Source organism: Aeromonas sp. 5HA1 (assembly GCF_029237245.1).
GTDB lineage: Bacteria > Pseudomonadota > Gammaproteobacteria > Enterobacterales > Aeromonadaceae > Aeromonas > Aeromonas salmonicida.
This window is the reverse complement of record NZ_JAACFW010000015.1, coordinates 1-23,236: the sequence shown is the minus strand read 5'-3', so window position 1 is coordinate 23,236 and position 23,236 is coordinate 1. Positions and strand designations below refer to the sequence as shown.

Sequence of the window (23,236 nt, the reverse complement as noted above, 5' to 3'; positions counted from 1 at the left end):
GGTCAGGGGAAGAGGAGTGAAGGATGAGAGCATGGATCCTGCTGGCCTTGGCCATCAGTCAGGGCGCCTGGGCGCTGGCGCCTTGTGAGCGCGAGACGCAGGTCGGCAGCTGGTGCGAGGTGAACATAGATCAGTTGCATCCGACCCAGGGCGGTGTTGGCCAGATCCAGGTCGACAACACGCAAGCAAAGCTGCTGGGGAAAAGTGCCAAGCAGCTTGATAAAGTGATGAAAAAGAAAGAGATCCCCATCGTCATAGCACCGGATGGCGGCTACTGGCTGGTGGACAGGCATCACCTCACCAAGGCGCTGTGGCAACTGGGGGTGAAGCAGGCCAGGGTCAAGGTGATAGCGCGGCTGCAGGACAAGTCCAGCTTCTGGAGCCAGATGCAGGGTAATCACTGGGCCTGGCTCAAGGATGAGAAGGGCGCCCCTCTGACACCGGAGCAGTTGCCTGCCCATATTGGCGACTTGCCCGATTACCCCTACCGGACTGTGGCGGGCATGCTGCAGGATGCGGGTTATTTCGAGAAGCGGGATCAGGTCTATTTTGTCGAGTTTGCCTGGACCAGCTGGCTCGGCCAGCAGCTGAACTGGCTACCGGTCGATGGCGCCAGCTTGATGGAACGTCTCAATCAGGCCAAACGGTTGGCGTGCAGCAGCAAGGCCAGTGATCTGCCCGGTTATCCCGGCAAGCAGTGTCGGGTCAACCAGTCACGCAGCGGCAGCTGAATCAGGGGAACAGCAGGTCGAGTAAGGGGCGCCCGGGCGCCCCTTACTCGTGTTTTTACTCCTGTTCGGCTGAGCGCCAGCGAGCGGCGGCCTGTTCCAGCAGCGCCACCTCTCCTTGCTGGATCAGCGGCAGCAGGGCTTGCACCTGCTCATCCGGCCAGTCCCACCAGGCCAGCGTTTGCAGCCGTGTTGTTTCTTGCACAGTAAAGCGCTGGCGGATCACCCTGGCGGGCGTACCCGCCACCATGCAGTAAGGTGGCACGTCCTGTGTCACCAGGCTGCGGGCGGCGATAATGGCGCCATCCCCGATAGTGACCCCCGGCATTATCATGGCGTCCATCCCGATCCAGACATCGTTGCCGATACGGGTATCGCCGGCGGGGCGGTAGCTGCGCTTGAGGGCATCCAGATCGGCAAACGGATAGGTGCTGATAAACGCCGGGTTGTGGGTGTGGTTGCCTCCCATGATGATCTTCACGCCCGCGGCGATTTGCACATAGTCTCCGATATGGAGCCTGTCTATGTGCCAGAGCGGCTCCCAGCCGGTGTCGGGTGATCGGCTCCAGTTGTCACCGTGCAGATAGCGCACGGCCTCCTCTTCAAAAGGACCGTCCCAGGCCCCCGAGTAGTAGCTGTGCTGCCCCTTGAGGCTGATGTTGGGATTGGTCACCGTCAGATGCAGGTACTCGACCTGCGACCAGTGTTGGCAGTGCTTCATGGCTATGTTCCTCGTTCAATGGATAAAGGGATAAATGGCGCGAGGAGCGCAGCTAATAGATCCAGACCAGCAGGCGGGGCACGCACAGTGTCGAGCAGCCGAGCGCCTGGGGTAAACGGGGTCGCAACATGAAAAGGGGATCCTGACAGTGGAGGCCAGATGATGGGGCCGGATGGTAAGACATGAGAAGGGCGATGCCAACCGGTTGAACGCCTTGCTGGTCAAATCCTGCACAAAAGGTCAGGTTGATATTCATTCTCAACTGGGCATGATAAGGATCCCACCCATAGACTCGGGAGATCAGCATGACCCATCATATCTGGCAGCGTTACATGCTGGAGGCGGAAAACGCACTGGGCGCGGGGGCGCTGGGTGCGGCTATTTGCCTCTATCAGCAAGCCCTTGCCGAAGTGTACGAACTGGCCAGCGATGATCTGGATGAGCTGGCCAGCATGCGGGTGGCCACCTGCCATCGACTGGCGGATTTCTGGCGCGCCATGGAAGAGCCAGCCTATGAGCTGCGCTACCTCAAGCTTGCCTCCGAGCTGGTGACGGCGCTGGTGCCCCAGTGCCCGAACCGGGAGTGCGAGTCCCTTGTCAGCGAGCTGGGTTGCTGCCAGGCGGCGCTCATCTCCTTCCTCAAGCGCCACCCCAATCCCGAGATCGCCCGACTGATCCAGCTGCAGGACAAGGTACAGGGCTGCGAGCTGATAGGTCGTTTTCGTCTCAACTGAGGATCAGGCCCTGGGTTTGAGCCTTTGCGCTATCCTGTGTTGCGCCTCTTCCCCCTGCAAGGCGAGGGAGAAGGCGCGCGCCTCCAGATCGATGACGAAGTGCACCGCCTGTTTCAGCTCCTGTTTGAGCAGTGCCTTGCTCTTTTGCAGCGCCTTGGGCGGCTTGGCCGCCAGCTTCAATCCCTGATCCCGAGCCAGTGCCAGCAGCTCGTCGGCGGCAACTACCCGGTTGGCCAGACCCAGGCGCAGTGCTTCATCAGCATCGATGGCCTCGGCCAGCAGCAAGAGTTCCGCCGCCTTCAGATGACCCACGGCGCGGGGCAGCAGCAGGCTGGAGGCAAACTCCGGCACCACCCCCAGTTCGACGAACGGCAGTTGCAGCCGGGCATTATCCCCCAGATAGACAAGATCGCAGTGCAGCAGCAAGGTGGTGCCGATCCCGACGGCAGGGCCACCGACGGCGGCGATGACGGGCTTGGGAAAATCCGCCAGTGTGTGCAGGAACTGCAGTATGGGGTCATCGGCATCCAGACTCGATTTGCCCATGAAGTCCGCCAGATCGTTGCCGGCGGTGAAACAATTGCTTTGTCCCTGTATCAGCAACACGTGTACGGCGTCATCTTGTGTCGCTTGCCGCAGTGCCTGAGTGAGCGCACGATACATGTCGGTATTGAGGGCATTGCGCTTGTCGGGGCGATTGAAGGTCAGGGTGAGCAAGCCATCCTGCTGCTCGGCAACGATAATGGGGTCCATGTCTAAATCCTTGTTATCACAGGCTGCCAAAAGATTACTGCTGCGGTAAGCTTCACGGCGTTTAACAACATCATAAAAGGATTTCAACCATGTTTAAACGTGCGTTTTACTCCCTGCTGGCGCTCGGTCTGGCCGCACCGGCCCTGGCCAAGGTCGAAGCCGTCGATGGTTATGTGCGCCTGTTGCCTCCGGGATCCCCCAATACCGCGGCTTTTCTGGTGCTGAAAAATGACGCCGACAAGCCGGTGAAGCTGGTGGCCGCGGCCTCGCCCGAGGTGGGGCGCGCCGAGCTGCACACCCATCTGCATGAAAATGGCGTCATGAGAATGCGCCAGGTCGAGAGCATAGCGATCCCGGCCAAGGGGGAAGTGGCACTGAAACCGGGCAGCTTTCATGTGATGTTGTTCGAGGTACGCGAGTTGTCACAAGGCACTCCTTTCCCGCTGACCCTGACCATGGATGATGGCCAGACGCTGGAATTGAGCCTGCCAGTGAAGCCGATTGAACCCATGGCAGGGATGCAGCACTGACATTAATGGACGCTTGTTCAGCTTTTTGCACTGTGTATTCCCGCCACACTGGGTAAAATGATGGCCTTTCCAGTCCATAAGAGAGTGAAATGATGAAGAAGACCTTGATTGCCGGTTGTGTGCTGGCCCTGTTCAGCCAGGCTGCCATGGCCGCTGATGACTGGCGTATCGCTGCCGGTGCCGATGTATGGAACGCTCAGGGCAGCGGCCAGATTGACGGTATCGGGGCCAACGGCAGCTATGACGAGAACTACAACTGGAGCGGCTACCTGCAACTGGAGCACGGCATCATTCTGCTGCCCAACGCCAAGTTCGAGATCTCCGATTTCGGTACCAGCGGTGGTGCCCTCAACAACGATCTGACGGCCTACGACCTGAGCCTCTACTATCGCCTGTTCAACAACGACCTGTTCCAGATCGATCTGGGCCTGACCGGTCGTCGTTACGATGGCGATTTCAACACCCAGCACTACTCCTATGACAAGGATGTGCTGATGGCTTACACCGGTGCCGAAGTGCGCATTCCGGGTACCGGCTTTGCCGCCTTTGGCGATGCCCGTGTGCAGGACGCCGACAACTATGACTACCGTCTAGGTGGCTCCTACAAGTTCGCAGCCGTACCTCTCAAGGTCCGTGCCGGCTGGCGTGATGCGAGCATGGACTTCGATCGCGTTGATCAGCGTGTAGATGGCTGGTTCATCGGCGGCGAATTCACATTCTGATCTGACTGACAGGAGCTGATAATGGGTCACATCATAGTGACGGGGGCCGGGTCCGGTCTGGGCCGAGCCCTGACCATAGGACTGGTTGAACGGGGCCATCAAGTCTCCATGATGGGGCGTCGTTATCAGCGACTGCAGCAGCAGGAACTACTGCTCGGGAGCGCCGTGATCGGCATAGTCGCCGATCTGGCGCACCACGAAGACGTGGATGTGGCGTTTGCCGCCGCCGTGGAGTGGGGTGGTCTGCCGGAGCTGGTGCTGCACTGTGCCGGCACTGGCGAGTTCGGCCCGGTCGGTGTCTACACCGCCGAGCAGATCCGCCGGGTGATGGAGAGCAATCTGGTCTCCACCATACTGGTGGCCCAGCAGACGGTACGCCTCATCGGCGAGAGGGGCGGCGTGCTGGCCAATGTGCTCTCCTCCGCCGCTCAGGTAGGCAAGGCCAACGAGAGTCTCTACTGTGCCTCCAAGTGGGGTATGCGCGGCTTTCTGGAGTCCTTGCGCGCCGAGCTGAAGGACTCTCCATTGCGACTGGTGAACCTCTATCCGAGCGGGATCCGCAGCGAATTCTGGGACAACACGGATCACGTCGACCCGAGCGGTTTCATGACACCGGAAGATGCGGCCGCCTACATGCTGGATGCGCTGGAAGCCAGAAGCAGCTGTCACGTGACAGACCTCTTTATCGGTCGCAACTAGGCCCCGTCGTCAGCCAGTACGCCACTGCTGTGATGCACTTCAAGGCCTGCTGCCCACCTCTGGGGAGCGGGCCTTATCACAGCGCCCAGATGGTGCATCGAGTTGCCTCACGTCAAGCACGGGCTGCAGCTCCTCGAATGCCTTGCTTCCTACCGCCTGCCAGGCGCCCGTTCAACCCCTTCCCGCTACGCCAATCTCCCCAACACCATTTGCACGCCTGCTGTTTATGGCTGGCTCACCAGTTCCTTCATCAAGTCTTTCAGCCATATCAGTGCGGGTTGCTGCGCATGAACCGGGTGCCAGACACAGTTGAGGTGGTAATCCGGCACATCCACAGGCAGGGGCAGGCTTTTCAGCGGCCAGTGGTTGGCGAGCAGTTCGGCCACCATGCTGGGCAGCACCAGCAGGTGGTCGCTCTGGCTGACAATGGTCGCTGCCGACATATAGCTCTGGCTGTTGACCGAGATGGTGCGGCTGTGGCCCAGGGTGCTGAGGTAGCGATCCAGACTCGCCTCCGAGGTGCCCAGCGGCGAGTGGAACACATGGGGCATCTCGATAAGCTGCTGCAAGGTGATCCGCTCCTCCTCCAGCTCCAGGGTGGCGCGCACCAGACCGGCCAGGGGCTCGGTGAGCCAGGTCTCCTTGCCCAGATACCTCGGCACCTGCATGTATTCGTCAAACCCCAGCACCAGATCGATCTCGCCGCTTGCCAGCTCGGCTTCCGGCAGCGTGTCGCGCAGTATGCGGATCTCTATGGTGACGCCGGGTGCCAGCTTCTTGAGGCGCTGCATAAGCGGCGGGATCAGCACGCACTCCACATAGTCAGTGGTACAGAGCACGAAGCGCCGTTTGGACTGGCTCGGTTCGAACACCTCCTCGTCGCTCAGTTGCTGCTCCAGCAGCCGCAGCGCCTGCTGTACCCCCAGATGCAGTCGCTGGGCGCGGGGAGTGGGTAGCATGCCTTGCGGGGTTCGCACCAGCAGCGGGTCGCCAAAGAAGGTGCGCAGCCGGCCGAGGGCGTGGCTCATGGCAGGCTGACTGATAAACAGCGCTTCGGCGGCGCGGGTGACGCTGCCCTGTGTCATCAGGGCGTCAAAGGCGAGCAGCAGATTGAGGTCGAGCTGGTGCAGTTTCATGGAGGGATTATTTGCCTTGTTTATGGGACAATCCATCCTATTCATTTGATGGATGTGAGCGCAACTTCTTACACTGCGGCCACACTCATTTTTTCCCGGGTGCGCCAGGCGGTTGCGCAGCCGATGACCAACTGGTGGGCCGTCCGGCACGCTGCCGGGGCGATCGCCCGCCCGTTTCCCCTCTTACCGGCCCTGTGAGGCCCGCAAGGATATTGCGATGAGCATCAAGACTATTGACTCCACCCCTGCTGCTGACGGTTTCACCATGCCCGCCGAGTGGGCACACCAGCAGGCCGTCTGGATGATCTGGCTGTTTCGCCCGGACAACTGGCGTGAGGCCGGTCGCTTCGCGCAAGCCACCTTCGCCAAGGTAGCCGATGCCATAGGGCAGGCCACCCCTGTCTTTATGGGAGTGCCAGCCCAGTTTATGGAGCAGGCCCGCGCCATCATGCCCGCTCATGTGACCCTGGTCGAAATGGCCAGTGATGACTGCTGGGCCCGCGACACTGGCCCGACCGTGGTCACCAACGCCGCTGGCGAGTGCCGTGGTGTGGATTGGGGTTTCAACGCCTGGGGCGGCCACAAGGGCGGGCTCTACTATCCCTGGGATCAGGATGAAAAAGTGGCGGCCCAGATGCTGGAACAGCACGGCATGGATCGCTACGACGCGCCGCTCATTCTGGAAGGGGGCTCCATCCACGTCGATGGCGAAGGCACCTGCCTGACCACAGCCGAGTGCCTGCTCAACGAAAACCGCAACCCGCACCTGAGCAAGGAGCAGATCGAAGCTTATCTGCGCGACTATCTGGGCGTGAAGAGCTTTATCTGGCTGGACGAGGGCGTCTACATGGACGAAACCGACGGCCACATCGACAACATGTGCTGCTTCGTGCGCCCGGGTGAAGTGGCCCTGCACTGGACCGACGATGAGAACGACCCCCAGTACACCCGCTCCCTGGCCGCCCTCAAGGTGCTGGAAGCGGTGGTCGATGCCAAGGGCCGCAAGCTGAAAGTGTGGAAGCTGCCCCAGCCGGGCCCGCTCTACTGCACTGAAGAGGAGTCTGCCGGTGTCGAGAGCGGTACCGGTGTGCCGCGCGAGGCTGAAGGTCGTCTGGCCGGTTCCTATGTGAACTTCCTCATCACCAACGATCGCATCGTCTACCCGCTGCTGGATGCCGCCACCGATGGCGAAGCCCAGCGCATTCTGGAAGAGATTTTCCCGCAGCATAAAGTGGTCGGCGTACCGGCTCGCGAGATCCTGCTGGGAGGTGGCAATATTCACTGCATTACTCAGCAAATCCCTTCTGGTCAGTAAGCTGGCCGAAGAGTGTAGAAATTCAAAACCCCACGCAGTGGGGTTTTATCTCTTGCTTGCGTGATGGTCGCAGGCGCTGATGCCGCGACCATCATTACAAACAGTCACCCTTTTACAGGAGATCCAAATGATCGAAGTGACAGAGGTTTCCATTGCCGAGCTGCGCGGTGCGCTCGAATCAGGCCGCACCACAGCGGTCGAACTGGTCAAGGCCTATCTGGCCCGGATCAAAGCCTACAATGGCCCCGAGACACAAACCCGCCTCAACGCCGTCGTGGTGCCCAACCCCGACGCGCTGAAAGAGGCGCAAGATTCTGACGCCCGCCGCGCCCGTGGTGAGGTCTTAAGCCCGCTCGACGGCATCCCCTACACCGCCAAAGACAGCTATCTGGTCAAGGGGCTGACGGCCGCCTCCGGCAGCCCGGCCTTCAAGGATCTGGTAGCCCAGCGCGATGCCTTTACTGTTGAGCGCCTGCGTGCCGCCGGTGCCATCTGCCTTGGCAAAACCAATATGCCGCCGATGGCCAATGGTGGCATGCAGCGCGGCGTCTATGGCCGTGCCGAGAGCCCCTACAACGCCGACTACCTGACAGCGCCGTTTGCCTCCGGCTCCTCCAACGGTGCCGGTACCGGCACAGCCGCCAGCTTCTCCGCCTTCGGTCTGGCGGAAGAGACCTGGTCGAGCGGCCGTGGCCCTGCCTCCAACAACGGCCTCTGTGCCTACACACCATCCCGTGGCGTGATTTCGGTGCGTGGCAACTGGCCGCTGACCCCGACCATGGACGTGGTGGTGCCCTACGCCCGCACCATGGCGGATCTGCTGGAAGTGCTCGACGTAGTGGTCGCCGATGATGCCGATACCCGTGGCGATCTGTGGCGCATGCAGCCCTGGGTCAAGATCCCCAAGGCATCGGAAATTCGTCCGGTTTCTTATCTTGAGCTGGCTGCCAAGCCTGATGCACTCAAGGGCAAGCGCCTCGGTGTGCCGCGCATGTTTATCAACAAGGATGAACTGGCTGGCACCAGCGAAACCCCCGGGATCGGTGGCCCGACCGGTCAGCGTATCCATACCCGTCCGTCGGTGATCGCCTTGTGGGAACAGGCCCGTCAGGCGCTGGAAGCCGCTGGCGCCGAAGTCATCGAAGTGGACTTCCCACTGGTCTCCAACTGCGAAGGGGACAGACCCGGCGCGCCGACCGTGTTCAATCGTGGCATAGTTTCACCTGAGTTTCTCAACGACGAGCTGTGGGAGCTCTCCGGCTGGGCATTCGACGACTTCCTGCGCGTCAATGGCGATCCCAAGCTCAATAAATTGGCCGATGTGGATGGCCCCAAGATCTTCCCCCACGATCCGGGCACCTTGCCGAACCGCGAGGGGGATCTGGCGGCCGGTATGGACGAGTACGTCAATATGGCCAAGCGCGGCCTCAAGCGTTTTGACGAGATTGCCTCCGTGCCGGACGGCCTGCGCGGCCTTGAAAAGACCCGCAAGCTGGATCTGGAGGATTGGATGGACGAGCTCAAACTCGACGCCGTGCTATTCCCCACCGTCGCCGACGTCGGCCCGGCTGACGCGGACGTGAATCCGGCCTCTGCCGATATCGCCTGGAGCAACGGCATCTGGGTCGCCAACGGCAACCTCGCCATTCGCCATCTCGGCGTACCGACCGTCACAGTCCCCATGGGCGTCATGGCCGATATCGGCATGCCGGTGGGCCTGACCTTCGCCGGTCGCGCTTATGACGACAACAAGCTGCTGCGCTTTGCCTCGGCCTTTGAGTCCACCGGCAGCAAGCGCAAGGTGCCGCCGCGTACCCCGCCGCTGGCCTGATTGCTGTTGGGAGTTAAATATCTCGGGTTCATTCTGAGATAATGGAAAAAAACCACCTGTAATTTGCGGGTGGTTTTTCTTTATAAGATTATTTACAGTTATCTACAACATAAACTCAATTTATAATAAAGTTACTATTTTTAAATTAAAGTGGTTTCTTTGTTCCTTGATATGAATTGTGAGTTCTTATCAAAATAAATCCTCCTCATCGAAGGAGTCATTTTGATCATTTTTTTCTATTGGCTTGCCATTTTTAATTTTATGCTCTTCATGTTGATATGTAACGCCTTTTATTTCATGGATGGCTAATGAATTAATGTCTAGCTGCAAAGATATATTTATTTGTTCCTCTGTATCTATGCCATAGAAATGTTTTCTTTTGGTTTTTACTTCTTTTTTACATATCTCAGGAGATAAATATTGATGATATGAGTCATCATCGCAATCGTATTCGTACATTGTAACTGCATATTCTGTTTTTTTGTTTTCAGCGCCAGCTACAGCAGATGACTTAGTGAATAACACTATGTTGTAGCTAGACTCATTGCTATTTTCATCGCTTGCCTTTTGAGTTGATTTGAACTTTATACCATCAAGAGCATTCACTTCAGAAACGGAGAGATATTCAGACACAGCTTGAGTTATCAAGTATTCGCTATCTGTTCTCGCACCTGAAATGGGAATGGTGAGCTTATATGATAATCTTTTTAAGAATGATGATATTGCGAGTTTTTCGGTCGTTGCAGGATCAAATAGACTATCCGTTGACGGTATTAATTTGTCTAAAGCAGATATATCTAGTATCCGTAGTGGCCTTACTGGCTTGAACTGAGCAACAACAACATAACTACCTACGGCAGGCCTTACCTCTGCAATCGCTATATCAGAAGACATAGCTCCATAGAAAACAGGTATTCCCTGTGCATTCATTCGGCCTGATGTAGCATATTGATGAGGTGGTGGTCCAAATTCATTTTCAGGATGTTTTAAGGCATTCTCAACTTTATCTAGGCTATCAAATACTCGGGCTCTAAATAATGAAGTATTACTATCAATGTAAGTTATCGCATTGCTGCCGTCATGCGTTATATGTGATTCAAGATCGCTAAATATTTGTTCAAAGAAGGCTTTTACATGAGAATTGAAAAATCTAGCTTCACTCTGCAATGATGTTTTAATCTCTTCCCATTTGACGTCTAACTCTTCTGTTAAATGATGAGTTCTCTTGTAAGTAAAATCATCATCGTATGTGATTGTACAGTCATAATGGTCATTGTAATTTTCTTGCAGAATTTCATGAAGATCTGACTGGATTTCATCATCTACGCCAAGGCATTCATAAATCACTTCTTCTGCTGATTCACCAAACACATATCCATAATATAAATCTCCATTAGTCCTGCATGTATAGTATAGTGAAAATACATTATGCATAGGTTCTGCTAAGTCATCTAGTGGGATTGTTTTACGCCTGCTTTTACAGTAGCTGCATCTATGGATGTTTTCACCATTTGTTTTGATAAACTTACTGATATATTCTTCACTCACGCATTTGTAGCAAATAAATTTCTCACAAGACATAGTTTAAATACCAAAGATAATTCTTTAAATATTTCACAATGGTACTATCTTATTAATTTATAATCACTCCCTGAGATACCGTCACAGATCACACTTCAGGGCCGTAGGTACGAATAGCGAAGCGTATTCGGACAATCGCGAACAGGTTGTGGCCGATAAGCAGGTGATATTCAGAGTTTCCTGCTGGCCTTGCCATGACTCGATGCGTGGCGGTATGCGGACGATTACGCTGCGCTAATCGGCCCTACATTATTGGGCTTATTGTGTTACCTCCCCCTCATCCCCACCCCTTCTCCCGCAAGGGGAGAAGGGAGCAAATACGCTCCGCTGATTGTGCGTTGGCTCTGTGGTGCGGTTGGATATGAGTGGCTTGGAATTGGCACGGGCCATCCCCTCTCCCTCGGGAGAGGGTTAGGGTGAGGGGCTGCAATCTGTGCTGTAGGTTCGAATAGCGAAGCGTATTCGGACGTTCGCGAATAGGAGGTCGCTGCTGATATTCCCTGACTTCACCTTCTCTTCACAGAAGCCCATTTTCCCCTCACAAATCCCCCGTATCTTCTGCCCACTGCGTAAAGGGCCCGGCTTGCCACAGGGGTGGCGAGGGGGCGGTTGTATCGAGGGAGCAAGATGATGAAAGGTTGGATGAAATGTGGGCTGGCCGGAGCTGTGGTGCTGGTGGCGAGTTTCTGGGGCGGCAGCGTGCATGCGGCGGCGATCTCCCTCACTCAGGTGAGCGGCCCCGTGTATGTCGTAGAGGATAACTACTACGTCAAAGAGAACTCCATGGTCTATTTCGGGGCCAAGGGGGTGACGGTAGTGGGGGCGACCTGGACGCCGGATACCGCCCGCGAGCTGCACAAGCTGATCAAACGGGTCAGCAACAAGCCTGTGCTGGAGGTGATCAACACCAACTACCACACGGACAGGGCAGGGGGTAACGCCTACTGGAAGTCCATCGGTGCCAAGGTGGTATCGACCCGCCAGACCCGGGATCTGATGAAGAGCGACTGGGCCGAGATCGTCGCCTTTACCCGCAAGGGGCTGCCGGAGTACCCGGACTTGCCGCTGGTGCTGCCGAACGTGGTGCACGATGGCGACTTCACCCTGCAAGAGGGCAAGCTGCACGCCTTCTACGCGGGCCCGGCCCACACGCCGGACGGCATCTTTGTCTACTTCCCTGACCAGCAGGTGCTCTATGGCAACTGTATCCTCAAGGAGAAGCTGGGCAACCTGAGCTTTGCCAATGTGAAGGCTTATCCCCAGACGCTGGATCGACTGAAAGCGATGAAGCTGCCCATCAAGATTGTGGTCGGCGGTCATGACTCGCCACTGCACGGCCCAGAGCTTATCGATCACTACCAGGCGCTGATCAAGGCCGCCCCGCAGGCATAAAGAGCCAGGGCGCAGAGATAACAAGAAGCGGCGCACCCTTGAAGGGGGTCAGCCAGAGAAAACGCCCGAACGGGCGTTTTCCTGTTTCTAGCGCACCGGATTTTCTGTGGCTGATTTCCGAGTCTTGCCGGTCGGCAGCTTGCCCCCGGCATTAAGGCTGTTCAAGCCGGGTGCGCTTTCATAAGATGGATTTCTCTCTGGCTAGGCAGCAACAAGTGACTGTTATGCAACATAAATCCCTCGAGCGGCTGAAGCAGGCCTTTATCACCGGCATGTGGGCGTCGCTTGCCAGCATCATCATCGGCTTCGCCTTCAAGGTGTGGCTGGCGCAGTGGGTGGCCAAGGGGGATCTGGCGCTGTTCAACAGCGTGGTGGATTTGATCTCCCTCTCCTTGATCCTGATGACCGGCTTTCGCTCCTCCATGGTGGTGAGCTACTCCCAGACCAAAAACGACAGAGACATCATCAATATCTTCCGCTACTTCCTCATCGGCATTGTGCTGCTCACCTGGGGGCTGGTGATCCCCTATATCAAGCACGGGCTCCATATCCGGGTGGAGTACCTGCAACTGGTGGGGGTCATCTTCGGGCTGGGGCTCAAGGTCTATTTCACCAATCTGGTGGCCATGTACCGCATGTACGATATCTCCAACAGGGTCACCTGGCTGGAGCCGCTCGCCAACGCCCTGATGTTTATGGCCTGCTACTTCGGGCTGGGGATGGATGCACTCTCGTCGCTCTTCTACGGGCTGACGCTATCGTCGCTGGGCATTGCCCTCTATATGTATATTTATCGCCGCCGGGACATCGCCACCCGGCCGCTGGCCAAAGTCGAACTCGGCCCCGAGATGCGCAGCTATGTGAAGAAGAGCTTTACCGCGTCCCTCGAGGCGGGGGCCAGTATCCTGATGATCTACATCACAGTGCTGCTCACCATACGCCACTTCAGCATCGACGAGCTGGGGGATTTCCAGGTGGTGGTGCGCCCCATCTTCACCTATATGACGCTGCTGTTTGTCTTCCCCATCTACCGCTTCGTGCTGCCCGAGCTGGCGGTCAATCTGCGCAACGGCGATCACCGCCAGATCAGGATGATCCGCCGCTGGATCTTCCGCCTCTCCGCCATCGTCAGTCTGGTGTTTTTTGTACTGATGCTGCTGGCGGGCAAGCCACTGGTGTTGCTGCTGTTCCCCGTCGACTATGTGGGCGCCGTGCCCGTGCTGTTCCATTTCTCCATCTTCTTTATCTTCATGATGCTCAATGGCTATCAGCTCGCCTATATCAAGGCCCATGGCCACTTTACCCAGAGCCTGCTGATCCGCCTGGTCGGCATAGTGGCGCTGGTCGCCGCCTACTATCTAGTGGCCGAGTTCACCAGCAACGTGGTGGCCATTATCGTGGCGCTCGGCCTCGGTTATATGGCGATGTTTATTCTCTCCACCCTGGCGGAGCGGCAGATCCTGAAATCCCTGCCACTGGTGCTGGCGACCCGCTAGGTGTTCAGTAGCCAAGGGTGGTGCTGGTCTGTATTGGATAATGAAAAACGCCCATTCGGGCGTTTTTCATTGGTGGGATTGAGGCGGCTTAACGCTTGCCCTTGCCGCTCTTGTTACCGCTTAGGGCCTGCTTTCTGGCTCTCTGTTTCTGGGCGGCCTTGCCGTTGCGGCGTGGCTCGGGTTCGAAACGGGTGAGGTCTGGCTCAAAGCCCGGGAACCACTGCTGGGGCAGGCGAGTGTCGAGCACGGCTTCCACCTTTTCCAGCAGCGGCGCATCTTCCGGGCTGAACAATGTGATGGCCAGCCCCTTGTTGCCGGCGCGGCCGGTACGACCGATGCGGTGGACGTAATCTTCGGCCACAAAGGGGAATTCAAGGTTAATCACGTAGTTGAGATCCAAGATATCGAGACCGCGGGCAGCCACGTCGGTGGCGACCAGGGCTTGCAGGGTGCCGGCGCGAAATTCCAGCAGCACTTTTTCTCGCGCCCCTTGCGACAGATCGCCGTGGAAGGCCAGCGCATTGATGCCCGCCTTGCCAAGCTGCTGGGTCAGCTTGTCGGCCCCCTGACGGGTGCGGCTGAAGATAAGCACCGGCGCCCACCCCTTCACCTTGATCAGGTGTTCTACCAACGCCAGCTTGCGCTCGCCATCCACCGCATAGACCCGCTGCTCCACCTCGGCCGCCGTTGTGTTGCGCGGTGCCACTTCGATCAGCTCAGGGTCGCGCAGCAATACACGGCTCAAGGCAAACAGGTTGTCATCGCAGGTGGCCGAAAACAGCAGGGTCTGGCGATCCGCCGGTATCTGTTTGAGCAGCGCCTTGATCTCGTCCATAAAGCCCATGTCGAGCATGCGGTCCGCCTCGTCAAACACCAGATGGCTGAGGTGTTCAAGGCTCAAGGCCCCCTGACGCAGATGGTCGAGCAGGCGGCCCGGGGTGGCGATCAGCAGATCCACCCCGGTTTTCAGCGCCTCGACTTGGGCGGCTATGCTGACCCCGCCGTAGACCAGGGCGCTGGTGAGACCCGTACCTTGCCCGTAGCGCGTCACGCTCTCAAAGACCTGCACCGCGAGCTCGCGGGTCGGCACCAGCACCAGGGCGCGGATCGGGCGGGCGGTGTCGCTCGCCGGGTGTTGCATCAGTTGCTCCAGCAGCGGCAGCACAAAAGCGGCGGTCTTGCCTGTGCCGGTCTGGGCCCCCGCCATCAGATCCCGCCCCGCCAGAATGACGGGGATGGCGCGGGCCTGAATGGGGGTCGGCGCAGCATAACCGAGCTCGGTCAGGGTCTGCTGCAAACGGGGGGAGAGGGCCAGTTCGGCAAAGGAGGCAATGGACATAGGGGGCACCAGTGTGGGGTTATCGCGGCCAGGGCCACGATGGAAACAATCATAGTGGCCGGCATGGTAACAGAAGCGGGGGCATGGGCAGAAGGCGGGGGGAGGGGACTGGGCTCTATCTCTCGTCATCTCCCCCAGCTCGGGCTCGGGAGCTGCGCCATGGCGAGCAGCTCCCTGTGCTGGAACACGCTGTACAGGTTAACGGCAGTGAAACACCTCTTCCAGCGCATCCACCACGGCGCGCACCCGGCTGGCCTTCTGCAGGTCAGGGTGGAGCACCAGCCAGATATCGACCGGATCGCTGAGGGCGGGTAGCACCCGTACCAGCTCGGTTTCTTTGTCTGCCAGAAAGGTGGAGAGCAGCGCTATCCCCAGCCCCTGACGGGCCGCCGCCAGCAACAGCAGCTGGGCATTGCACTGCAGCACCACGTTTGGTTCGTGCAGCGGTTCCCCGCACAGGCTGTGCCAGTGGCGGGAGACCAGCTCTTTGGCAAACAGCAGCAGGGCGTGCTGGCTCAGGCCGAGGCCGCACTTGGGCGTGCCGTGTCTGGCCAGATAGTCGTGAGAGGCGTAGAGCCCCATCTCTATGGTGGTGAGGCGTTTGATCACCAGCTCGTCGTTGTCGGGGCGCAGGCCCCGAATGGCGAGATCGGCCTCGAGACAGGCGATGTCACTGACGTTGACCGCCGTCTGCAGGCTGAGACGAATGCCGGGATGGCGCTCGCGCAGCAGGGTGAGGGCGGGCAGCACGAAGGCCTGTGCCAGGGTGTCGGTAGTGGCGATGCGTACCTCGCCGCACAGGCTTTGATCTCCGGCGCTCGCCTTGCGCTCTATGGCCTGGATGGCCTGCTCCATGGCGCTGGCATCGGCCAGCATGGTTTCGCCGAGCGGGCTCAGATCATAGAGTTTGGGGGTGCGGATAAAGAGTTTGGAGCCCAGATTCTGCTCCAGTGCCGTGATGCGTCGCCCGACGGTAGCCTGATCGACCCCCAGCACCCCGGCCGCGCCACGCAGTGTGCCCTGTCTTGCCAATGCCAGAAAAAAACGCGCGTCATCCCAGTTGATCATCGAGCCTCCCACTCAAGTTCCCCCCGCTGGGGCGAGCCCATTAGAAGCCAGCACAGGCGGGATCACAAGCTGAGTGTGACCTGGTGTGCGTGCAAATAGATGCCGATCGCATGCATTATTGAAGCCGCATGATGCATTTGTGCTGCTGTCGGCGGCGCTGTGCGGGCGCTATCATGGCCGCCTCTCACCAGCGGGGTTTGGCCCCGCGCCCATCGGAGCCGTGCATGTCATCACCCTTGTCTACCCCCGGGCCCTACCAGTCGGGCGCTGCCCATGGCGCCATTCTGCTGTTTCTGCCGTCGGCGCTGCTCAACAGCAGCGTGCCTACGCCGCTCTATCCCCACTATCAGCAGATGCTGGCGTTGAGCGATGTGAGCCTCACCCTGATTTATGGTGGCTATGCGGCCGGTGTGCTGATCTCGCTGTTCGGAGTGGGCAATCTGGCGGGCCGGGTGACGGACCTGCGTGCCATGATATTGCCTGCGCTGCTGGCGGTGCTGGGTGGAGCCCTGCTCTTCTCCCTGGCCGATTCGTTCTGGTCGCTGCTGCTGGCGCGGGTCTTGGCTGGCATTGGCACGGGTGCGCTGACCGGCGCCGCCAATGTGGCCTTGCTGCGTTTCGGTCCCCGGGATGGCGGCAAGCGGGCGGCGCTCAGTGCGACCCTCTCTTTCACCGCCGGGCTGGCGCTTGGCCCGGTATTCAGCGGCTTGGCGCTGCAACTGGACTTCTATCCGACTCAACTGCCCTTCCTGCTCATCATGGGACTGGCGACCTGCGCCATGGTCGGCGTTGTGCTCAGCTGGCCCGCCAGCGCACGAGCGCAGCCGCCAGTGGCATCGGGGCAGGGCAAGGGCTCCTTGGGGGAGGGGCTCAAAGCCACGGGAGCGGCGTTCTTCCTCTGCGCCCTGGCTCTGTTTACCGCCTGGGCGGTGGCGGCCAGTCTGCTGGCAATCGGCCCCAAGGTGGCGAGCCAGTTGCTGGGGATGCAGGATCTCGGCCTGTTCGGCTATCTCATCGCAGCCTATCTGGTGTTCTCCGGCCTGTGCCAGCTATGGGCTCGCCGCCTCGATGCCCGCCACACACTGCAGAGCGGCTGCCTTGCCCTGGCGCTCAGCGTGCTGCTATTTACCGGCGCCGTTCACTATCAGTCGTTGTGGCTGGCAGGGTTCGGGCTGCTGGTGTCCGGTTATGCCCAGGGCGCCGCCTTTGTCGGCAGCGCGACTTTGGTCAATCGCATTGCCCCCGGCGCCAGCCACGCCCGGCTGGTGTCGCTCTTCTATGTGATCGCCTATGTGGCCAACTGGGTGCCTGTGCTGCTGGGCTGGGTGAGCGACAGCGTCGGCCTGCTGGCAGCGGTGGATGTGCTTGCCGTCGGCAGCATTCTGATCAGCCTTGGGCTGGCCTGGGTTGTGTCGCGAACCCGCTTCGAGCGAGCCGCGGCCTGAGCCATTTATCCGCCAGCACTTACTCCGCCAAGACTACCCGTTTGGCATCCAGGTGGTGCATCCATTCCCGCAGGATCAACAATACGGCGGCAAAGTGCCGCCCCTTGGGCAAGTGGGCCGCCGCCAGCGGGTCCCCTTCCACCATGGCGGCAAACTGGCCGAACAGCTGCTCTATGCTCTCCCGACTCAGCTCATGGCTGCCGAACTCGCCCGCCAGCGGGACCGGGCTGTGCAGCGTCACCAGCTCGTGGGCCGGAATGCGGGCCGCCAGCGGCATGAGCGCATCCTCCACCACCATGATGGCCCGTTCCAGTTCGTGCGCCGTCGGCGGATCCTGGCGAAACGGCCCCGGTGTCATGGCGTCGAGACCAAATGCCAGCTTGTAGGTGATGGTGATGCCGTCGGCCTGGGTGATCAGCACCTTGCTGATCTGTTCACCCAGATTCAACGCCAGGGTGGGGGCTTGGGGTCTGGTCATGTTGCTTCCTCTGTGATCCCGTCACGGCAAAGCCTATCCATACACCCGCCAGCATGCACTGGCGAGTGCTTTTCTGTTCCCCCCATACAGGTGAAACGGCTTGCAATGCTGATGATAGGTGGCATTCTGGATGTCTAAATGGCTGTTCTTGTTCATCTATCACGATTCAGGAGTTCTGATATGGATATTCGCACCGCTCCCCGGGCCCTTGCGCTCGCCCTCCTGCTTGCCAGCGGCATCGCCGCCGCCAACGAGGCCCTGGTGATCCAGACTGATTTTGGCCTCAAAGATGGCGCAGTGTCAGCCATGAAGGGGGTTGCCTTCGGGGTAGACCGCACTCTGCCGCTCTATGATCTGACCCACGAGATACCGGCTTACAACATCTGGGAAGGGGCTTACCGCCTCTATCAGACCCTGCAGTATTGGCCCAAAGGCACTGTGTTTGTCAGCGTGGTAGATCCCGGTGTGGGCACAGATCGCCACTCTGTGGTGCTCAAAACCAGGAGTGGCCACTACATAGTCACCCCGGATAACGGCACTTTGACCCTGGTGGCCGAGCACTTCGGCATAGACGCTGTGCGTCAGATCGATGAGAAAACCAACCGTCTCAAGGGATCCGAGAAGTCTTACACCTTCCACGGTCGCGATGTTTACGCCTATACGGGCGCACGGCTCGCCTCCGGCGCCATCAGCTATGAGCAGGTGGGCCCGCTGCTGCCCGCAGACGTGGTCAAGATCCCTTATCAGCCGGCTGTGGCCGAGAAAGATGGCACCCTCAAGGGCACAATCCCGATCCTGGATGTGCAGTACGGCAACGTCTGGACCAATATCGACGAGACACTGCTGACTCAGGTGGGGGTCAACAAGGGGGACAAGGCCTGTATCAAGATCAGTGAAGGGGATGTGGTCAGGTATGACGGCAAGGCCCCTTACGTCAGCAGCTTCGGCGACGTGCCGGAAGGCCAGCCGCTGGTCTACCTCAACAGCCTGTTGCAGGTCTCGGTTGCTCTCAACATGGACAGCTTCGCCGCCAAACATCAGGTGCAGTCGGGTGCCAACTGGCATATCAGTTTGAAAAAGTGTTCATGATCATCCGCTGACACACATAAAAACGGGCGCCTTGGCGCCCGTTTTGTTGCTGCTTACCGCAGCGCGGCGGGAGGCGGCACTTCCGTGTAGTGCCCGTCAATCTCCCGCTGATAGTAGTGGCCGTCTCTGACGTAGTAGCGGCGACCATCCAGATCCAGCGGGATGAGGTGGATCTCCGTTTGCACCAAGATGGCTTGAGTGGGTGGCGTGACCACCACATAGTGGCTCTCCTGTTGCTGGTAATAGATGCCGCCGAGCACATAGTAGGTGAGCCCCGCCAGCAATATGGTCTCCACCCCGCCAGGCAGCCTGTCAATGCGATGGCCCGGCGCCGGGGCTGACCAGGGGCCTGCGTAGTGACCATGGCGGAGAGCGGAAGGTGGCATGTCTCGTCCCGGCGGGCCGCCCGGTCTGCCCATCTCGCCCGGGCCCGCGAGCGCAGGAAGGGTGATGAACAGCGCCAGCGCCCACGGCCAGAAGCGATCCTTGTTCACCTTATTGGCCCTTGAGCGGGGCAGTGGTGGGCTGGGCCCGGATGGCTTGCGGCGGCAACTCCCGCACACTGATCACCACCTCATAGCGTTTGTCTGTCTCGGCGGCAGGGATGTTCTTGAACAGCTCCTGAGCAGTCGCCTGGGGATCCTTGCTCTGCTTGCTGGCCTGATAGAGTACCGAGGGTGGCGGCATATGAGCGCCGGGGCGATCGGGAAGGGGAGGCTGCATGTCGCTGGCCTGCACAAACAGGCTGCCGAGCAGCAGGGGCAAGAGGAGGGCTTTGCATGACATGGGATGACTCCATCCGGGTGAATATGGCCCATCAAACGCCACACCCATGCTGCGCTCAATCGCTTTTACACACCCTTTTCACCCCCTTTACAGTTGTGACAACGGGCGCCAGAGCGCCCGTTGTGTGTCATGAAACCGGGTCGGCCTCAAAACTCGTTGGAGAGCGCCTTGTAACCTTTGACCAGGTCTATGTTGGTGTGAGCCACATCTTCGGAAAACTCGGTGGCATCCACAGTGACTCTGGGGATCTCGGCCAGATCGCTCTGCTGGTTGATGCGGGTGGTGGAGGGCACATAGAAGCCGGGGGGCAGATCGCAGCCATCCACCACAGAGTTGTGGCGCACCACTGAACCTTCACCTATATGGCAGTTGAACAGCACGCTGTTGAAGCCGATGAAGACCCGGTTACCGACTTCGCAGGGCCCGTGCACTATGCTGCGGTGGGCGATGGAGGTGTACTCGCCTATGGTGACGGCAGCGCCGGATTTGGAGTGGATCACCACCCCGTCCTGAATGTTGGAGTTGGCGCCGATGACGATGGGCTCCATGTCGCCATTGGCATCCACCTCGTCGGCGCGGATCACCACATAGGGGCCGACAAACACGTTTTCCTTGATGATCACCTTGCCACAGATGATGGCTGTCTTGTCGATATAGGCGGACTCGTCGATGACCGGCAGGTGGCCGGATGGATTCTTGCGGATCATGTTGCATCCTGTTGAAGATGAAATCGGGATGGGGAAAGGGCGAGGCATGAGGGCCTGCCGGTGGGTCAGCTTACGCCTGTGGAACGGGAGGGGGAACCCTTTACTGGTCTGACCCCCAGGGGCGCGCTGTCATCTTGCCGGGGTGTTCCCTCTTCTCAAAATATGGGAGCATGACGTCTGACGACGGGGCTGCGCTGCCGCGTTGGCACTCTTTTGATATAACGCTGGAACCCAAGATGAAGAAGATTGTTGTGCTGCTCGGCACCCTGCTGCTCTCCCCCTTGTACTCTTCTGCCGTGCAGGCCAAGGGGCAAGCGGGCGAGTTTGACTATTATGCTCTGGCGCTCTCCTGGTCGCCGGAGCATTGCGCCATCAAACCGGCCGATCGGGATCAATGCTCCCGCCAGCTGGGCTTCGTGCTGCACGGCCTCTGGCCCCAGTACCAGCGAGGCTACCCGAGCAGCTGTTCCCGCGAGCGGCTGGATCCTGACATGGAGCAGCAGTTTGCCGGGCTCTACCCCAGCCGCTTTCTCTATCGCCATGAGTGGGAGAAACACGGTACCTGCTCAGGCCTCAGCCAGCGCCAGTATCATCAGCTGGCCAGCGACCTGCGTCAGAAGGTGAAGATCCCGGCCGCGTATCAGTCCCCTGCCGAGCCTCTGCGCAAAAGCCGCTTCCAGCTCAAGGCGGATCTGGCCAGTGCCAACGACTGGCTGGCGCCAGACAACATCACGGTTGCCTGTGCCGACGGCGGTCGCTTCCTGCGGGAGGTCTACATCTGCATCAACAAGGAGGGGACGGATGCCGTCACCTGTTCCGACGAGATGCAAAAGCGTGAACTGCGCTCCTGCGGTCAGCCGGACTTCCTGCTGCGCAGCGTGCGCTGATCACTCTCTATCTTCATCGGGCCCCTTGCGGGCCTGATGTTCAAATACCGCCATAGGAAAGGAGTCTGGGCAATGACCGACATGAAACAGTTCTCGGCACAGGAACGAAGCTTGCTGCTTGGGGTGAAAGGGGTGGGTCCCACCGTCATAGAGCGGCTCGAACAGCTGGGTTACCACACACTGAGCGAGCTGGCCGAGGCGGATACAGCCCATATAGTCCAGCTGGTGGCCAGCATGCTGGGGTCGACCTGCTGGCAGAACAGCCCTCAGGCCCGCGGCGCCATCGATGGCGCCATAGCGCTGGCGCGCAGTCAGGTCGCTGCTGTTTCGGACTGTACGCGGGGTACTTAGCCATGAAGCTGTTTGCAGAGCTCGGGATACGTTATCCCATCATTCAGGCCCCCATGGCGGGAGTGCAAAACAGTGCTCTGGCGCTGGCCGTCACCGGCGTGGGTTGTCTGGGCTCCTTACCGGCGGCCATGCTCAGTCCGACTGACCTGCGAAGCGAGCTCGCTCGGCTTGCCGCCAGCGGTCTGGGGCCATTCAACATCAACTTCTTCTGTCATCAGCAAGGGGATCCCGATCCGCAGCAGGTTGCACGCTGGCAACAGGCGCTGGCGCCTTTTTATGCCGAGTTCGGTGTGAGTACCGATGCTGTATCGAGTGGGCCAGGTCGTGCCCCATTCAACGCCGAGCATGCCGCCATCCTGACCGAGTTCAAACCCGCGGTAGTCAGCTTTCATTTCGGCCTGCCCGAACCGGGCCTGCTGGCCCGGGTGAAAGCCACGGGAGCAAAAGTGTTTGCCAGTGCGACCACGGTAGCAGAAGCGAAGTGGCTGGCTCGTCATGGCGCCGATGCCATCATAGCGCAGGGGCTGGAGGCCGGCGGCCATCGAGGCCACTTCCTCAATGAGGATCTCGCCTGGCAGCAAGGTACCTTTACCTTGCTGCCACAAATAGTCGCGGCGGTAGAGCTGCCCGTCATCGCCGCCGGTGGCATAGTCGATGGCAAAGGTATCGGGGCCGCCCTGTCGTTGGGCGCCAGCGCCGTCCAGATGGGAACTGCCTTCCTCTGCTGTCATGAGGCGACGACCTCTGCCCTGCATCGCGCCGCGATTCATTCTGCCCAGAGCCAGCACACTGCCCTGACCAAGGTGTTCAGCGGCCGCCCGGCGCGAGGGATAGTCAACCGGCTGATGCGGGAGCCGGGCTCGCTCTCGGATCTGGCACCTGACTTCCCCCATGCCAGCAGTGCGCTGGCTCCGTTGCGTGCGGCCGCTGAAAAGGTGGGTGATAGTGGCTTCTCGCCATTGTGGGCGGGGCAGAATGTATCGGGTTGCCGTGACCTCCCGGCCGCCGAGTTGATCGCCGCATGGGTGAAAGAAGCGGGCCTGGCGTGATCGCTTCTTTATATAGGTCGATGAGCGGGAGGGTCGGCATGCAAGGAGTGGCACTTCCACTGGCTAAATGTGGGGCACTCATGATGCCAATAGTGCCGTTTTACGGCATTTCTGTGGATAAGTTTGTACAAAAGCTGTGGTTGGTTATGAATAACTAAAAAAGTGCCGATTTTTGCAGTTTTATTGCATTGAGGGCCTTGCCAACGCGATCAATCTCTCTATAATGCGCCACATCGACAGGGCAAGCGGCAACGCAATCAAGCCAGTCGGTGCCTCGAAAAGCCTTTGAAAATAAGGCTTGACTCGAGAAGGCGGTTGAGTAGAATTCCACTCCCGCAGCAACACACTGTTGCGTCGCTCTTTAACAATTTGAATCAAGCAATCTGTGTGGGCACTCAC

25 protein-coding genes are annotated in these 23,236 nt (G+C 59.2%); 14 read left to right on the top strand and 11 right to left on the bottom strand.

Features of this window, described 5'->3' with window-relative positions; all coding sequences use genetic code 11:
• The first annotated feature begins 23 nt into the window (after window positions 1-23).
• Window positions 24-731 (top strand): ParB-like protein, encoded by a 708-nt coding sequence (locus GWQ27_RS14190; protein ID WP_265420626.1) that lies wholly within the window; start codon window positions 24-26, stop codon window positions 729-731.
• Between the two features lie 55 nt (window positions 732-786).
• Here the strand turns inward: GWQ27_RS14190 and GWQ27_RS14185 are convergent, their stop codons facing one another.
• Window positions 787-1,449, bottom strand: a complete 663-nt coding sequence (locus GWQ27_RS14185; protein ID WP_275907610.1) for a CatB-related O-acetyltransferase — start codon at window positions 1,447-1,449, stop codon at window positions 787-789.
• Window positions 1,450-1,754: 305 nt separating this feature from the next.
• On the opposite strand from GWQ27_RS14185, the gene GWQ27_RS14180 reads away from it, so the two are divergent.
• A complete protein-coding gene (locus GWQ27_RS14180; RefSeq protein WP_005320494.1) occupies window positions 1,755-2,183 on the top strand; it encodes a DUF2753 family protein in 429 nt (142 codons plus the stop codon).
• A 3-nt stretch (window positions 2,184-2,186) separates the two neighbouring features.
• Here the strand turns inward: GWQ27_RS14180 and GWQ27_RS14175 are convergent, their stop codons facing one another.
• Complete coding sequence (locus tag GWQ27_RS14175) at window positions 2,187-2,936, bottom strand: enoyl-CoA hydratase-related protein (protein WP_275907609.1); 750 nt, start codon at window positions 2,934-2,936, stop codon at window positions 2,187-2,189.
• 89 nt (window positions 2,937-3,025) lie between these two features.
• Here GWQ27_RS14175 and GWQ27_RS14170 point away from each other — a divergent pair, with 89 nt between their 5' ends.
• The 3 genes from GWQ27_RS14170 to GWQ27_RS14160 all read left to right on the top strand — a co-directional run bounded on the left by GWQ27_RS14170 (window position 3,026) and on the right by GWQ27_RS14160 (window position 4,887).
• Window positions 3,026-3,466: a copper chaperone PCu(A)C gene (locus GWQ27_RS14170; RefSeq protein ID WP_005320497.1), complete on the top strand. Its 441-nt coding sequence runs from the start codon at window positions 3,026-3,028 to the stop codon at window positions 3,464-3,466.
• A gap of 92 nt (window positions 3,467-3,558) precedes the next feature.
• A complete protein-coding gene (locus tag GWQ27_RS14165; RefSeq protein WP_096118869.1) occupies window positions 3,559-4,188 on the top strand; it encodes a TIGR04219 family outer membrane beta-barrel protein in 630 nt (209 codons plus the stop codon).
• Between the two features lie 21 nt (window positions 4,189-4,209).
• The gene (locus tag GWQ27_RS14160; protein ID WP_005320501.1) at window positions 4,210-4,887 is read left to right on the top strand and encodes an SDR family oxidoreductase; all 678 of its coding nucleotides are present in this window, start codon (window positions 4,210-4,212) and stop codon (window positions 4,885-4,887) included.
• 224 nt (window positions 4,888-5,111) lie between these two features.
• Here the strand turns inward: GWQ27_RS14160 and GWQ27_RS14155 are convergent, their stop codons facing one another.
• On the bottom strand, window positions 5,112-6,023 hold the full coding sequence (locus tag GWQ27_RS14155) for a LysR family transcriptional regulator (protein ID WP_275907608.1): 912 nt from the start codon (window positions 6,021-6,023) through the stop codon (window positions 5,112-5,114).
• A 217-nt stretch (window positions 6,024-6,240) separates the two neighbouring features.
• On the opposite strand from GWQ27_RS14155, the gene aguA reads away from it, so the two are divergent.
• Together aguA and GWQ27_RS14145 are read left to right on the top strand one after the other, a co-directional pair.
• Window positions 6,241-7,338 carry an agmatine deiminase gene (gene aguA, locus GWQ27_RS14150; RefSeq protein WP_275907607.1) on the top strand — a complete coding sequence of 366 codons (1,098 nt, stop codon included), beginning with the start codon at window positions 6,241-6,243 and terminating at the stop codon, window positions 7,336-7,338.
• 127 nt (window positions 7,339-7,465) lie between these two features.
• Complete coding sequence (locus GWQ27_RS14145) at window positions 7,466-9,169, top strand: amidase (RefSeq protein ID WP_275907606.1); 1,704 nt, start codon at window positions 7,466-7,468, stop codon at window positions 9,167-9,169.
• Between the two features lie 189 nt (window positions 9,170-9,358).
• Here the strand turns inward: GWQ27_RS14145 and GWQ27_RS14140 are convergent, their stop codons facing one another.
• A complete protein-coding gene (locus GWQ27_RS14140; protein WP_275907605.1) occupies window positions 9,359-10,717 on the bottom strand; it encodes an RES domain-containing protein in 1,359 nt (452 codons plus the stop codon).
• A gap of 660 nt (window positions 10,718-11,377) precedes the next feature.
• Between GWQ27_RS14140 and GWQ27_RS14135 the strand changes: the two genes are divergently transcribed.
• Window positions 11,378-12,142, top strand: a complete 765-nt coding sequence (locus GWQ27_RS14135) for a CphA family subclass B2 metallo-beta-lactamase (protein ID WP_275907604.1) — start codon at window positions 11,378-11,380, stop codon at window positions 12,140-12,142.
• A gap of 224 nt (window positions 12,143-12,366) precedes the next feature.
• Window positions 12,367-13,638: a hypothetical protein gene (locus GWQ27_RS14130; protein ID WP_275907603.1), complete on the top strand. Its 1,272-nt coding sequence runs from the start codon at window positions 12,367-12,369 to the stop codon at window positions 13,636-13,638.
• A gap of 88 nt (window positions 13,639-13,726) precedes the next feature.
• On the opposite strand, the gene GWQ27_RS14125 is transcribed toward GWQ27_RS14130, so the two are convergent.
• Window positions 13,727-14,977, bottom strand: a complete 1,251-nt coding sequence (locus GWQ27_RS14125) for a DEAD/DEAH box helicase (protein ID WP_234577092.1) — start codon at window positions 14,975-14,977, stop codon at window positions 13,727-13,729.
• A 198-nt stretch (window positions 14,978-15,175) separates the two neighbouring features.
• On the bottom strand, window positions 15,176-16,045 hold the full coding sequence (locus GWQ27_RS14120) for a LysR family transcriptional regulator (RefSeq protein ID WP_058395302.1): 870 nt from the start codon (window positions 16,043-16,045) through the stop codon (window positions 15,176-15,178).
• 224 nt (window positions 16,046-16,269) lie between these two features.
• Between GWQ27_RS14120 and GWQ27_RS14115 the strand changes: the two genes are divergently transcribed.
• Complete coding sequence (locus GWQ27_RS14115) at window positions 16,270-17,490, top strand: MFS transporter (RefSeq protein WP_275907602.1); 1,221 nt, start codon at window positions 16,270-16,272, stop codon at window positions 17,488-17,490.
• A gap of 19 nt (window positions 17,491-17,509) precedes the next feature.
• Here the strand turns inward: GWQ27_RS14115 and GWQ27_RS14110 are convergent, their stop codons facing one another.
• Window positions 17,510-17,968: a hypothetical protein gene (locus GWQ27_RS14110; RefSeq protein ID WP_275907601.1), complete on the bottom strand. Its 459-nt coding sequence runs from the start codon at window positions 17,966-17,968 to the stop codon at window positions 17,510-17,512.
• A 180-nt stretch (window positions 17,969-18,148) separates the two neighbouring features.
• On the opposite strand from GWQ27_RS14110, the gene GWQ27_RS14105 reads away from it, so the two are divergent.
• A complete protein-coding gene (locus GWQ27_RS14105) occupies window positions 18,149-19,057 on the top strand; it encodes an S-adenosyl-l-methionine hydroxide adenosyltransferase family protein (protein ID WP_096118838.1) in 909 nt (302 codons plus the stop codon).
• Between the two features lie 53 nt (window positions 19,058-19,110).
• Here GWQ27_RS14105 and GWQ27_RS14100 read toward each other — a convergent pair whose 3' ends face one another.
• The 3 genes from GWQ27_RS14100 to GWQ27_RS14090 all read right to left on the bottom strand — a co-directional run bounded on the left by GWQ27_RS14100 (window position 19,111) and on the right by GWQ27_RS14090 (window position 20,550).
• Entirely contained in the window at window positions 19,111-19,551 is a 441-nt protein-coding gene (locus tag GWQ27_RS14100; protein WP_275907600.1) for a DUF6515 family protein, read from the bottom strand.
• A 1-nt stretch (window position 19,552) separates the two neighbouring features.
• Window positions 19,553-19,843 (bottom strand): hypothetical protein, encoded by a 291-nt coding sequence (locus tag GWQ27_RS14095; RefSeq protein ID WP_166541720.1) that lies wholly within the window; start codon window positions 19,841-19,843, stop codon window positions 19,553-19,555.
• 146 nt (window positions 19,844-19,989) lie between these two features.
• Complete coding sequence (locus tag GWQ27_RS14090; protein WP_005320532.1) at window positions 19,990-20,550, bottom strand: carbonate dehydratase; 561 nt, start codon at window positions 20,548-20,550, stop codon at window positions 19,990-19,992.
• Between the two features lie 236 nt (window positions 20,551-20,786).
• On the opposite strand from GWQ27_RS14090, the gene GWQ27_RS14085 reads away from it, so the two are divergent.
• The 3 genes from GWQ27_RS14085 to GWQ27_RS14075 all read left to right on the top strand — a co-directional run bounded on the left by GWQ27_RS14085 (window position 20,787) and on the right by GWQ27_RS14075 (window position 22,837).
• Window positions 20,787-21,437, top strand: a complete 651-nt coding sequence (locus GWQ27_RS14085; RefSeq protein ID WP_058395295.1) for a ribonuclease — start codon at window positions 20,787-20,789, stop codon at window positions 21,435-21,437.
• Window positions 21,438-21,509: 72 nt separating this feature from the next.
• Window positions 21,510-21,788, top strand: coding sequence for a helix-hairpin-helix domain-containing protein (locus GWQ27_RS14080; protein ID WP_275907599.1), 279 nt, complete (start codon window positions 21,510-21,512; stop codon window positions 21,786-21,788).
• Between the two features lie 2 nt (window positions 21,789-21,790).
• A complete protein-coding gene (locus GWQ27_RS14075; protein ID WP_275907598.1) occupies window positions 21,791-22,837 on the top strand; it encodes a nitronate monooxygenase in 1,047 nt (348 codons plus the stop codon).
• A 180-nt stretch (window positions 22,838-23,017) separates the two neighbouring features.
• On the opposite strand, the gene GWQ27_RS14070 is transcribed toward GWQ27_RS14075, so the two are convergent.
• Window positions 23,018-23,236 (bottom strand): hypothetical protein (locus GWQ27_RS14070; RefSeq protein WP_265463147.1); only part of this gene is annotated, 219 nt, incomplete at its 5' end.